Here is a 12798-nt window from a genome sequence, read left to right on the forward strand (position 1 = left end):
AAAATATTATTTTTTGAATTTTATATATTATAGACTAAATTTTCTCAGGCTTCATTATCAAGTGATATATGAATTCATCCTTAGGAGAAATCGTATTATTTCAATAGCAAATACCATGTTGAAAGACTCCGATGAAGTGTGATTCCATAAGATTTTAAAGGATGCTAACATGCAAATTATGACAATAGCTCATGTCAAGTTAACTTAAAGGATAATTCAATGCTAAAAACTCAACATATCAACATCATAAAAGAATTCGATGCACCCGTAGAAAAAGTTTTTGCAACCCTCAGTGAACATGAGAATTTGAACAAAATTTTTGCGCCAGCAAAAATTACGCGCATAAGTAATGGAAAAGACAGCCGTAATGGTGTTGGGTCAGCACGTAAAATGTCGATTCCTTTAGCACCTTCTTTTGTTGAAACAAACCTTGTTTATCAAGAAAACAAACTAATTGAATATGCTATCACTAGTGGTATTGCACCAATCAAAGCTCACCGCGGGATAATGAAATTCAGTGATTTAGGAAATAATCGTTCTCGCTTAGATTACAGTATTACCTTCAAAGGTCGTGTACCATTTATTGGTTCAATTATCAAAATTGCATTAGAAAATGGTATAAATCGTGGACTAAAAAAAATTAAAATCTAAGAATAAAATATAACAGGGCTTTATTTATAAGCCCTATTTTCACAATCTTATTATCACAGATTATTTTTGATGAAAAAAATTATGAGGCTACCTTTAATATTTAACAATTTGATGAGGTGTAAAATAAGGATAAAAAACTCCCGTATTTACGAGAGCTTTTGATAACTAGCGGAAGAAGTGATAGTCAAATTTAAAAATCAAGTATTTGATAAATATATATTAGATTTCATTTTTATAACTATTTTACCACAGAAAATTTTACCAATATTTCTTGTATTTTATCCCTAAAGCACTATCTATATTCCACCATTAGCGTACTTTCATAACTGCTTCAGATAAATAAGCCTTCTTCGTAGTTTTGTTCCACAAACAAAGCTCTTGACCCGTTTTGTTTTTCATATGGACTTGCGGATATTGTCCCTGAATCAAGAGTGCTGAATATCCCACGCGGTCATCAAATAGCATCACATTGCTTACTGGTTTGGCATTTTTAAGCTGACTGGCTTTAACACAAGCCATTTTGACATTCTGATCCTGCTTGCTCCATGCCTGTTGAGAACTTGCAAAAGTCACACTAGTCATAGCAGAACTTGCCAGAAGCCCCAAAATTAAAAAACATTTAAAAAAGATACAATGCTTTACTGCCATGAAACTTGTCCTATAAATTCCAATATATGGATTTATACTGAAACAGACTTATAAGAGAATCTAGCTATTTATACATCTTGTAACAGCACTCATTCAGGATTACACATAACTTTGGAAAGTTGTTAATAATTAAAAATACAAATTAAATAAATTACTTAAAACCAGAAACCACCAAAACTATATTGAATATTTAATGGATAAAAGCCATAGCCTCTCAATCTACGTTTAAATGTTCAAAATAGATTTCATTTAGATGATTGTAAAACTTTTACACTCCAAATATTTTAGGACTGTTTAATTCGATTCTAATCACTGTTCCACCAGTCTTGTCTGCACGGCGTAGCTCAATTTTTCCGCCATAAGAATCGACTATTTGCTTAACAATTGATAAGCCTAAGCCACTGCCAATAACTAAACTATTCTGATTCACTCGATAAAACCTTTGAAATATCAGAGGTATCTGGTCTTCATCTAAACCGATACCATTATCCTCAATCTGCAAAAAACTATAATCTTCAAAACAGCCACAGCTAATTTTAATGATGGGTTTACGCTCTTGAGTACGATATAGGATGGCATTTTCTAATAGATTACGAAAAATAATTTCCAATTGATCCATTTGCGCTATTACAGGAGCAGAATCTAATTTTAATTCCAAATCAATTTGCGCCTGAACAAGCTGAAAATCCATTAAAGCAAGTGTATTTTGAATAATATTGACCAGATCAATTTTGCTGTCTATTTGTTGATTATTATGTTCAATCCGAGCCAAAGTCAGTAACTGTGTGATCATCCGAGAAGCCTTATCAATTCCAATCATGATGTCCTGCGCTGATTCTCTTGCTTCTTCGGTAGAACGAGCACTCAGCAAAACTTGTGCATGCATACGAATTGCAGCCAAAGGAGTACGTAACTCATGTGCTGCATTTGATGTAAACCGTTTTTCACGTTGCATGCTTTCCGCAATTTCAGTCAATAATGTATTTAATGAATTTACTAAAGGTTCAATTTCTTTTGGCACAATAGGGTTAATAGGTTTTAAATGTTCAATCGACTGCTTTTCTAAATTTTGACTGATATTAAATACAGTGGCCAAATGACTCCGAATAGTTCTTAAAATCAACCAAGATAATAATGGGAAAAAAATTGCTGAAACTACGATCAAAAATAGCAGCATATCTCTCTGGATATCCTGACGAATCGTCCAGACTTGAGCAATTTGTACTTGTATAGTATTGGTATTGTCCCATACCGAATAACTGCGATAGGTCTTATTGTGAATTTTAATCCAGCCAAAATTGACTTGCTGAACAAATGGATGAGTGTCCACACCAACTGAACGATAGATCAACTTTCCATTTTTATGCCAAATCTGGAATATAATTTGATTATAATGTTCCCCTTGAGCTTTCTCGATGACAGTATGATCAGGGACTCGCCCTTCTAATGTACTTGATGTAGTTGAAAGTAAAGCATGGGCTGTTTCGGCCAATGATTTATCAAAAATATTATTAGCTGCGCGCTGCATCCCCCAATAGATACATCCCAAGCTACCCACCCAGACGCTAGTTGTAATCGCCAGTAAAATTAAGGATAAACGCCGTGTCAGTGAATAACTCCGAATTAAATTAGGCATCAGTAATTTTCATCCATGATATATCCAAAGCCTTGCACTGTACGAACGATATTTTTTCCAAGTTTGCGACGTAGATTATGAATATATACCTGTATCACATTACTACTCACTTCTGCATCATAAGCATAGAATGAGTTTTCTATACTCTCTCGTGAAATAATTCGACCGCGATTAAGAATAAGCAGTTCAAGTAAGTGAAACTCTTTTTGGGTTAGTTCAACTTCAGTCTGATTAATAAATACCTGTTTAGCTGCTTGATTAATAGCAATATTGCCTATCTGAACAACATCACTAGCTTCACCTGATATACGACGTAATACAGCTTGAATCCTTGCAATAACTTCGTATAAATCATAAGGCTTAATAACAAAATCATCTGCACCAGCATCCAAGCCTGCTACCCGCTCCTGAATTTTATCTTGAGCAGTCAAAATAATAACGCCTACCTTATTCTTTTTACGCCGCACTGACTTTAAAATTTCCAATCCATTTCGGTCTGGCAAACCTAAATCAAGCAAAATAAATTGATAATCATAACTCGCCAAAAAATGATAGGCTTGCTCTGCTGTAGTAGCGATATCAACTAAATAATTTTTCTGATCTAATCCTCTTGCTGTCGCCTTAGCCAATAAAGCATCATCTTCAACTAATAATATTCTCATGTCTGAATTAACCTCTCATTCTGCTACTTGCAAATCTATATTCTATTTTAGTGATATCAGTAGCCACGCTCATTCGGCAAAGAATGAATACCATCTGAATAACGACCACACAAAATATTGATATATCAGTACTCGATTGTTTTAATGATCCTCATGTAAAGGCCATAATTGATGTGAATTCAGCAATAGAAAACTCAAGCTTTCAGCATAATCAATTTTAGCTTGATCAATTCGACCACTTGCATCAACCAACTGCTGTGAATGAAGTAACAGTTCATTTAAACTCAATTCGCCGAGCTTATATGCTTTTTGCATTAACCCATGTTGTTGCTGTAACCGTGCCAAATTCTGTTGGGCCTGCTCACTCCGTACACTTGCCGAAGTCATTTGCGTGAACCAATACTGCGTTTCCTGACGCAAACGGTTTTCTATTCGTCCAATCTCAAAATTAGCTTTTTGAGCCTCTGCAATGGCCATACCAGAAGCTATGCGAACTTGCCTACTAGCAAGTGGAATTGAAACGCTCACACTCATCAAATTTTCAACACCAGACTGCTCACGACTAAATCCAACTCCGACGGTAGGATTAGGTAGCCGATTGAGTTGCTCTCTTTTTACGAATGCATCTTGCTGAGCTGCTTGCGTTTTGGCAAGTTCCAGCTCATGGTTAGCAGACAAAATACGCTGTATCCATTCAGTCTGTGTATATTCAAGTGGGCGAACTGTAATGACATCACTGCTCCACTGTTCAGGAATTTTTCCCAGATAATCACGTGACAATAATTGCTGGGCTTGATAGTAAGCCGTTTTAGCCTGCAGATATTGCTCTTCGATTTGCCGAGATTCATTGCTGAGCAGCATCAGTTCCAGTCGTGGGGCATCTCCAGCACGAATACGATACTGGGTCATTTGCATATAGTTCTGTAATCTTGCTTGATGTTCCTCTAATCGCGTCAATTGCAAAGCACTGCGCATAAATACAAACCACTGATTAAGCAAAGTTTTGGCAACTTCATGTTTTGCATCTTCAAATTTTAATTCTGCAATACTCATTCCTCGTTGCGCCAAATCCTGATCCAGCTGGTATTTGCTAGGTAAACGAATCTGCTTTTCAACACCAAAGTTTGGCTCATAACTATTGGACTTGGTTTGACCATCTTGAGGATTGCTGTTACGAAGTTGCATACCTGCACGCACAGTCCAGGGTTGACCAAGTTTTAGGCCCTGTCCTGCAAAATTGGCATAGTCCTGATCTGCGATTGCCGACCGAACAGTTGGATGCCGTGACAAGCTTTGCTTAATCGCATCAAGCGGTGGCAAGATTTGATCTAATTCGGATTTTGCAGATACGATAGAAGTCATCATCATACAACAGCCTAGGCATAGTAAACGTATGGCTTTACCCAGAAAATGAGGTTGAGTCTTAATCTCTCGTTTCATTCGTTAACGCCTCCTTGACTGGCATAGCCTGATGTTATCGTTGGTATTACCCAATAAAAACAGTCACTTGAATTAAATTTAATTTGAATATGTGCTAAAACTAGAGGTACATTTTCAAGAGGTAAAATCAACAGAATCAAATTACGCTCAGTCGCACCCTGAATTTTTTCTTGAATGTTGCGATAATGTTGGCGACTACCAAAACCTTGTGCAGGAATACTGGTACATCCTGTCACAATGTCTGGAATGAGCCATAAGTGGCTCATTAATTCTTCCGCAATATCACTAGAGATGTTGATACAGAGTTGGCACATTTCAGACATGAATATCTCGCACTAAACCAAATTGTTTGAACAAATTAGGAAGTAAAATCAGCGTCAGTAAAGTGCAGGAAATTAACCCGCCAATTACCACGATCGCTAGTGGACGTTGAATTTCAGCACCTGGCCCAGTGGTAAAGAGCAACGGAATTAAGCCCAAAGCAGCGATACTTGCAGTCATCATTACTGGACGTAAACGTCTCATCGCCCCCTCTCGAACCACTTCTTCAATTGCAACACCGCGTGAAATAAGTTGGTTAAAATAACCAATCATTACCAAACCATTCAGTACGGCAATCCCCATTAAGGCAATAAATCCGACTGAAGCAGGCACCGATAAATATTCACCAGTGATAGCTAAGGCTACGACTCCCCCAATTAAAGCAAAGGGAATATTCACAAAAACCAATACTGCCTGACGAACAGATCCTAAAGTTGTAAAGAGTAGGAAGAAAATCATGGTCAACGCTGCTGGGACGACCAGCATCAGACGCGCTGCTGCACGTTGTTGATTTTCAAACTGTCCACCCCATTTCAATGAATAGCCGGCTGGTAATTTAACTTTCTGGGCAACTTGCTGTTTTGCTTCCTCAACAAAACCAACCAGATCCCGGTCACGCACATTGGCACGGACAACGGACATTCTTGAGGCATTTTCCCGGTCAATTTTGACGACTCCTTCAGTCTTAACCATTTCTGCTAAAGAGGACAACGGTACAGCAGCTGAGTTTGCAACAGGTAAATTCATGTTCGCAAGGGCAAAACTGGATTGTCCCAGACGCGGATCACCTTTCATCATCAATGGAACTGGTCGCCCCTGTTCGATAATCGAACTAATCTGCTGCCCTTCGATGAGCATTTTGAGTTGTGCCTGTATGCTTTGGCTATCTAGCTGATTGCGAACAGCCATATCACGACGAATACGTAATTCCTGATATTGCACTCCAGAATTTTCCAAAGTCATGACATCTTCGCTGCCTTTGATCCCTTGTAGCACAGTAGAGATTTGCTTAGATAGCTGATTCAACTGGTCTAAATCGGTACCAAAAATTTTGACAGCCAAATCTCCACGTACACCCGATAACATTTCTGAAGTCCGCATTTCGATCGGCTGACTAAAGGTAAGATTGACCCCAGGAACGTCGGCCAATACATGGCGAATCTTGGCTAAAATCTGCTCCTTACTTTGTCCCTGCCACTGATCTTGCTGTTTCAAAATGATAAAGCTATCGGTTTCATTTAAGCCCATGGGATCCAAACCGAGTTCATCCGATCCGGTTCTTGCCACAATGCGGGCCACTTCAGGAACTTGTTTTAAAATTCTTCTTTGAATGTCTAGATCAAGTGCAATTGAATTTTGTAAGCTGATCGATGGCATTTTTTCCAGCTGTAATATGGTGTCACCTTCATCCATGGTTGGCATAAAAGACTTACCTATGAGTGGAAAGATGAGTGCAGCAACCACCAAAGCGCCTCCAGCCAAAGCATAAACACGTTTCGGATGGGCTAAACTTGCATTTAACACCTTGCTATATGCCTGTTCTAGCTGAGCAACAATATACGGCGTGTGATGTGCTTGAGATTTCAAGAAATAAGAACACAGCACCGGAATAATCGTTAATGAAAAAATCAGTGAGCTCGACAATGCAAAGACAATGGTGAGCGCCACAGGAGAGAAAAGCTTCCCTTCCAGGCCTTGCAACGTCATCAACGGAATGAAGACCAGCATAATAATGATCATTCCTGCAGTCACAGGTACCGCCACCTCACAAACCGCCCGATAAATAACGTTCAACGGCGGCAAAAACGAACGGTGTTTGGACTCATGTGCATCGGCCAGTTGCATTTCGATATTTTCCACCACCACAACCGCCGCATCGACCAGCAAACCAATAGCAATAGTTAAACCACCCAATGACATCAGGTTGGCACTTAATCCAAACTGACGCATCATTAAGAAAGTACTCAACGCAGATAAAGGTAAAATCGCGGCAACCACCAAAGCGGCTCTTAAATTGCCTAAAAACAACAGCAATAAAATCAGGACTAATACAATCGCCTCGACCAAGGTTTTACTCACGGTATGAATGGCACGATTCACCAGTTCACCACGGTCATAAAAAGGCTTGATCGTAACGCCCGGGGGTAAGTTTTTCTCAATGTCATGCAAATGTTCACGCACACTTTGCACAACCTGACGTGCATTGGCGCCTTTTAAGGTGAGGACAATTCCTTCAACAGCCTCACCCTGGCCATTTTCAGTTACCGCTCCGTAACGGGTAAGTGCACCTGTATGGACATAAGCCACATCTTTCACTTGCACCAGCGTCCCTTGATGATTGGAAACAATAATCTCGCCCAGTTCTTGCAAATTGGTGACACGACTATCGCTACGAATCAGTAATGATTCTCCATTTTCATTCAAACGCCCCGCACCGTCACTTGCATTATTTAATTCAATTGCTTGTTTTAACTGATCAAGAGATAGACCTCTCGATGCCAAAGCATCTAGGTTGGGTATCACTTCAAAGGTACGTGCCAAACCACCTAGTATATTTACATCCGCTACCCCTTCAATTTTTCTGAGCTGTGGGCGGACGACCCGATCGAGCAAGGTCCTTTTTTCCATATCACTCATAGGGCCATGTAAAGTGAACATAAAAGATTCACCTAATGGCGTCGTCATAGGCGCTATCCCCCCGGAGGCATTATCAGGCAAATCTGGCATGACTCCAGTCAAACGCTCATTGACCTGTTGTCGGGCCCAATAAGGATCTGCCCCTTCTGCAAAATCTAGGGTAATGATTGCAATGGCATATTTAGATTGTGAACGTAGTACAGTTTGATGAGGGATTCCCAACATTTCCTGTTCTATCGGCACCACAATACGGCTTTCCACCTCTTCTGGCGTCATACCAGGAGATTTCATCACAATTTGAACCTGTGTGCTTGATACATCGGGAAAGGCATCAATCGGCAATTTGGTAAATGCTAAATAACCTGCAACACTAATCGCCATACCCAATAACAACATTAGGATTCGTTGACTCAGTGAAAATGCAATAATACGTTTTAACATGTGCCTAACCTCAATTCACTGCACTGCTACTGCTGGCAGGTGGTGCCTGCTCTGCACCGAAACCTGACCAAACAGCTTTTAGACGTTCGACACCTCTCACAGCAACTTGAACTCCAGGTTTTAATGTATTTCCAATCACATGACTTTGCTGCTGGTTCGCACCCATCAATTCCACTGGCATTGCCACGAAACCATTTTGATTTTTGATAAAAATGAAGTGCTTGTTATCTTTTAAAGTTAAAGCAGTACTCGGTATTACCCATGTGGTTTTTGTTATCGGGTTATGGCTTTGAATATTTGCTTTAACAAATTGTTGTACTTTTAAACAGTTATCCTTAGCCTGCATTTGGACTAGAACATTTTGAGATTGTGTATTGCCTGAAAGTGCTGGTGCAATTTGTTGTACCAATCCGGTAATTTCACATCCCTCAACTTTGACCAGATCTCCAATCTGGATATATTTGCTATCTGCTAAAGGGACTTGCAACATTAATTGCAAAGGTAGGTCACTATTCACCAACTGGCCAAGTACTGCACCGGTTTCTACATACTGACCTGCAGATACCTGTAAACTTTCTATACTGCCTTTGGCTGGACTTTTGACATACATCACAGGATTCAGTCCCTGACCGCTACTTCCGCCCATAAACTGCAACATGCGTTGCTTGGCATTCAGATCAATATTCAGTCGTTGCACTACATTTTGGGCTTCCTGTACACGTTTTTCAGCAATAATCCCTTCAGCATATAAACTGCGTTCACGTGCCAAATTTTGGCTTGCCAATTGCAGTTGTGCATGAATTTGAAAAATGTCATTTTGAATCTGAATTAAATCAGGGCTATGAATGGCCAATATAGGATTATGGAGACCCACTTCAGCTAAAGGTTGCACCAGTACCTGTTGAACTATCCCCGCTACAGGACTCGTTAAGACCACTTTACTTTGAGGTGACCACTGCGCTTGCCCCTGCAAAGTCAGTGCGAGTTGTACATCTCTTGTCGCTTGCCCCAAAGTTTTTAATTGAATATCTGCTTGTTGAATCTGTGTAGACGAAATTAAAATCTGATTACCAGACACATCTATTGTTTCTGTTTGATTGTCGACTACATTCTGTGTCTTTGCTTTTTCCGCTTTACTTTTATTTAATGCCGAACTGCTCGCCCACCCAAGTCCTAAAATCATCAAGACCAATGTGCAAATACTGAGAAATATTTTTTTATTTCGTAATACGCTCACTTGTTGACTCACTGATCTATCCTCAAAAATATTTTTATCAGGATAAATTTAAGTTCTTAATATCTAATTAAGTTTGGAAATTCAAGTTCTTCGGGACATAAATAGTAATTCTCAGCTAATAATGAGTTCTGGATTATTTCTATAGAGGGCAGGAACTTGAAATGAGACAGCCTGTTCAATTACTCCAAGAATCGATTGCTTTGCATGAATCAATACAAGGTCATACTCAGCCACAAATTTTTTTTCCTACACCATATTCTGGTGAAATACTTTCTGATATTTCATTAACAACAGATTTTCACAGCTATTGGAATTCTATTTGTTGAAGTAGCAATGATAACTGCTGCTGATTTATTTAAAATTCAGTTCACTTCCAAAGCGTTCTTCTGTAAAAGATACTGTTAGTGTTTAATAACTTATTTACAATATTAAAATTATTTAATAATCAAGATGCTGAAATTCGACGTATTGCGGTGACTCGTAGCTTAGGTCTAGTTAAAGTCAAGATCGCCATTTCCAAATTACTGGAAAATTTCCAGCATGACATCAGCAATCAAGATATTTAAATCAAGAATGGATAAAGTACAACTAGCATTAAATGTTTAATTCAACGCTAGTTAATTTACTGTACGTGATAAGAAAAAATATCTATTTAACAGTTTGATTTTCTAGTTACCGCGATAAGTTGAATAACCATAGGGACTGAGTAACAAAGGAATGTGATAATGTTTAACAGTTCCATCCACTTTAAAAATCACAGGAACTTCTGGAAAAAAGGTCTGTTGCTTTTGTTGATCGAACCAAGCCTCAGTTTTAAAGGTCACTTTGTAAATCCCTTTTTCCAACGCTTTGTTCTCAGGATATAGCGCAGTAATCCGCCCATTTTCACCTGTAAATTTCTGATTCAATTTAATCCACTGATCACCAGAGCTTTTTTCAAGAACAACTTCAACATTTGCTGAAGGTAAACCATTTTCCAAATTAAGAACATGGACACTTAATGGGTTCGGTTCAGCAAATCCCGCTGAACTGAATAAAATGAGCGAATAAGGTAAGATTTTCTTTAACATCATAAACTCCTTATAGATTTTTCAATATTTGAATGGCTGATGTAGCACAGTAATCATCATTTTTAGCGCCGCCTGCTCCAGCCACGCCAATCGCTCCGACCACTTGATTTTGGTATCGAATAGGTAATCCACCGCCCAATAACAGCAGCTTAGAAACGGTGGTCAAATTTTTTGCATCAGGATTGCTATTTGCTGTTTGACTCAAAGCCAAGGTTGTTGTTTTCGTTGATAATGCTGTAAATGCTTTTTGCTCTGCAGCATCTAAATTGTGTGGACCAACGGACTCATGGCGGTGTGCATAAAGCGTATTACCACCTTGATCAACGACTGCGACTGCAATATTTTGATGAATGTTTTTGCATACGCGCTCAGCTTCACTGGCTAATACTTTGGCTGTTTGAAGATCCAATGAATAAACTTGCTTCAGCTCCACAGAGTGTGCAACAGTGCTACTGAACAGTAACGTTAAACCAAGAATTTTAAGCTTACTCATATTGATTCCTGCCTGATATGCTTTGAAAATCTTAAACAAATCCATTCCGCCACAGCATGACAATCACATTACAAAATTGTCATGTTCACAAAGAGTCTGAACAAAAATGTGTATTCTGATTATCGAAGATGAAACGAAGATCGCGTCTTATTTAGTAAAAGGCTTAATTGAGTCAGGCTATACAGCGGAGTGCGTCCATTCAGGACTAGAAGGTTTGGAAAGATTAAAAATGAAATCCTATTCTTTGGTGATTTTAGATGTCATGTTGCCTGATCTTGATGGCTGGGATGTATTGAAAATACTTCGCCAATTTTCTAAGGTGCCCGTGATATTTCTAACTGCAAAGGATCAGATTTTAGATCGTGTCAAAGGCTTAGAGCTAGGTGCAGATGATTATTTAGCAAAACCATTTTCCTATATTGAATTACTTGCTCGCATCAAAAGTCTTTTAAGGCGCCAACAATATAATCAAGAAAATGAGCTCTCGATTGCATCATTAAAGATGGATTTAACACAACACAAAGTTTGGCGAGAAAATGCATTAATCGACCTCAGTAAGAAGGAATTTAACCTACTTCGATTTATGCTTTTGCATCAAGATGAAATTATTACGCGCCGCCAAATTGCTTCAGAAGTTTGGAATATTAACTTTGATACAGATACTAACTTTATCGATGTTGCTGTACGTCGCTTACGCAGCAAAATTGATGATGGGCATGATTTAAAGTTAATTCATACGATTCGGGGCTTAGGTTATAAGCTATCGGTTCAAGCATGATGAATCATATCTTTCGCTCATTAGAATTGAGACTCACCCTACTAGTGACTTTTTGCAGCGCTCTCGTTTTATGCGTAGTGGCAATGATTAGTTATATTGGGATTAATCAAATTTTAATTATCCAACAAGATCGTGCTCTGACGGACCGAATTGAACGACTCGAAATACTTCTACAAGATAGTGAAAATATAAATCAAATTATTGCTCGTCCTAAGCTCTATCAAAATATGTTAGGCAACCAAGATAACTTGTTTATTTTAATGGATCATAATCAACGCTTGATTGATATTAATCCTTTAAATATTCCCCTTCCTAAATTAGCAACCTCAAGCAGCATCCAATTTACTGATTTGGCTCAGACCGAACACCCAGCACGCTTGTCATGGAAAACGATCAACATTCATCAAAAGCCTTATTTGCTCATCGCAGGCAAGCAATGGTCTGAACGTCTCAATATTCTTGAACCATTCCGTAACGGTTTAATGGTTTCAGTAAGCATCGGGGTTGTATTGATTTTTATATTGTCTGCTCTGGCTAGCCATTTTGGACTCAGTACTTTAAGAAAACTGCAACAACAAACTCAGGCAATTAATGTCCATCAATTGCAGCAAAGAATTCAGCTTGATCAAGCTCCATCTGAAATTGAACAACTGACAGCAGACATCAATACCATGCTGAACCGAATTGAAATCGGTTACCAGCAACTCAACCGATTCTCAGAAGACATTGCACATGAATTTAGGACTCCTCTAAACAACCTGATTGGACAAACGGAAATCATGCT

The 12798-nt window shown here is 38.8% G+C and carries 14 protein-coding genes; 5 read left to right on the forward strand and 9 right to left on the reverse strand.

The window, feature by feature from the left end; genetic code table 11:
• Window positions 1-219 precede the first annotated feature (219 nt).
• On the forward strand, window positions 220-651 hold the full coding sequence (locus tag AAV96_RS01500; RefSeq protein ID WP_004662979.1) for an SRPBCC family protein: 432 nt from the start codon (window positions 220-222) through the stop codon (window positions 649-651).
• A gap of 309 nt (window positions 652-960) precedes the next feature.
• On the opposite strand, the gene AAV96_RS01505 is transcribed toward AAV96_RS01500, so the two are convergent.
• From AAV96_RS01505 to AAV96_RS01535, 7 genes are all read right to left on the reverse strand, one after another.
• On the reverse strand, window positions 961-1299 hold the full coding sequence (locus AAV96_RS01505) for a hypothetical protein (RefSeq protein ID WP_046738046.1): 339 nt from the start codon (window positions 1297-1299) through the stop codon (window positions 961-963).
• A gap of 268 nt (window positions 1300-1567) precedes the next feature.
• Complete coding sequence (locus AAV96_RS01510) at window positions 1568-2935, reverse strand: ATP-binding protein (RefSeq protein WP_046738047.1); 1368 nt, start codon at window positions 2933-2935, stop codon at window positions 1568-1570.
• Entirely contained in the window at window positions 2935-3597 is a 663-nt protein-coding gene (locus AAV96_RS01515; protein ID WP_004662800.1) for a response regulator, read from the reverse strand. Before AAV96_RS01515 ends, AAV96_RS01510 begins: the two co-directional genes overlap by 1 nt.
• Window positions 3598-3738: 141 nt before the next feature.
• Window positions 3739-5037 carry a TolC family protein gene (locus AAV96_RS01520; RefSeq protein WP_046738048.1) on the reverse strand — a complete coding sequence of 433 codons (1299 nt, stop codon included), beginning with the start codon at window positions 5035-5037 and terminating at the stop codon, window positions 3739-3741.
• A complete protein-coding gene (locus tag AAV96_RS01525) occupies window positions 5034-5360 on the reverse strand; it encodes a DUF3240 family protein (RefSeq protein WP_046738049.1) in 327 nt (108 codons plus the stop codon). The genes AAV96_RS01520 and AAV96_RS01525 overlap by 4 nt, the downstream gene beginning before the upstream one ends.
• On the reverse strand, window positions 5353-8436 hold the full coding sequence (locus AAV96_RS01530) for an efflux RND transporter permease subunit (RefSeq protein WP_046738050.1): 3084 nt from the start codon (window positions 8434-8436) through the stop codon (window positions 5353-5355). Before AAV96_RS01530 ends, AAV96_RS01525 begins: the two co-directional genes overlap by 8 nt.
• A 10-nt stretch (window positions 8437-8446) precedes the next feature.
• Window positions 8447-9685 (reverse strand): efflux RND transporter periplasmic adaptor subunit, encoded by a 1239-nt coding sequence (locus AAV96_RS01535; protein WP_046738051.1) that lies wholly within the window; start codon window positions 9683-9685, stop codon window positions 8447-8449.
• A 149-nt stretch (window positions 9686-9834) separates the two neighbouring features.
• Here AAV96_RS01535 and AAV96_RS18095 point away from each other — a divergent pair, with 149 nt between their 5' ends.
• Together AAV96_RS18095 and AAV96_RS18340 are read left to right on the forward strand one after the other, a co-directional pair.
• Window positions 9835-9999, forward strand: a complete 165-nt coding sequence (locus AAV96_RS18095) for a hypothetical protein (protein WP_155857114.1) — start codon at window positions 9835-9837, stop codon at window positions 9997-9999.
• A 78-nt stretch (window positions 10000-10077) separates the two neighbouring features.
• Complete coding sequence (locus AAV96_RS18340; RefSeq protein ID WP_205625864.1) at window positions 10078-10239, forward strand: hypothetical protein; 162 nt, start codon at window positions 10078-10080, stop codon at window positions 10237-10239.
• Window positions 10240-10341: 102 nt separating this feature from the next.
• Here AAV96_RS18340 and uraH read toward each other — a convergent pair whose 3' ends face one another.
• Window positions 10342-10743 (reverse strand): hydroxyisourate hydrolase, encoded by a 402-nt coding sequence (gene uraH / locus AAV96_RS01540; protein ID WP_046738052.1) that lies wholly within the window; start codon window positions 10741-10743, stop codon window positions 10342-10344.
• 10 nt (window positions 10744-10753) lie between these two features.
• On the reverse strand, window positions 10754-11236 hold the full coding sequence (locus AAV96_RS01545) for a GlcG/HbpS family heme-binding protein (protein ID WP_046738053.1): 483 nt from the start codon (window positions 11234-11236) through the stop codon (window positions 10754-10756).
• 106 nt (window positions 11237-11342) lie between these two features.
• Between AAV96_RS01545 and AAV96_RS01550 the strand changes: the two genes are divergently transcribed.
• Together AAV96_RS01550 and AAV96_RS01555 are read left to right on the forward strand one after the other, a co-directional pair.
• The gene (locus tag AAV96_RS01550; RefSeq protein WP_004662848.1) at window positions 11343-12014 is read left to right on the forward strand and encodes a heavy metal response regulator transcription factor; all 672 of its coding nucleotides are present in this window, start codon (window positions 11343-11345) and stop codon (window positions 12012-12014) included.
• On the forward strand, window positions 12011-12798 hold a 788-nt coding region (locus AAV96_RS01555; RefSeq protein ID WP_046738054.1), incomplete at its 3' end, for a HAMP domain-containing protein. The genes AAV96_RS01550 and AAV96_RS01555, both read left to right, overlap by 4 nt.

It is taken from the genome of Acinetobacter sp. AG1, from assembly GCF_001005525.1.
Taxonomy (GTDB): Bacteria; Pseudomonadota; Gammaproteobacteria; order Pseudomonadales; family Moraxellaceae; genus Acinetobacter; species Acinetobacter modestus.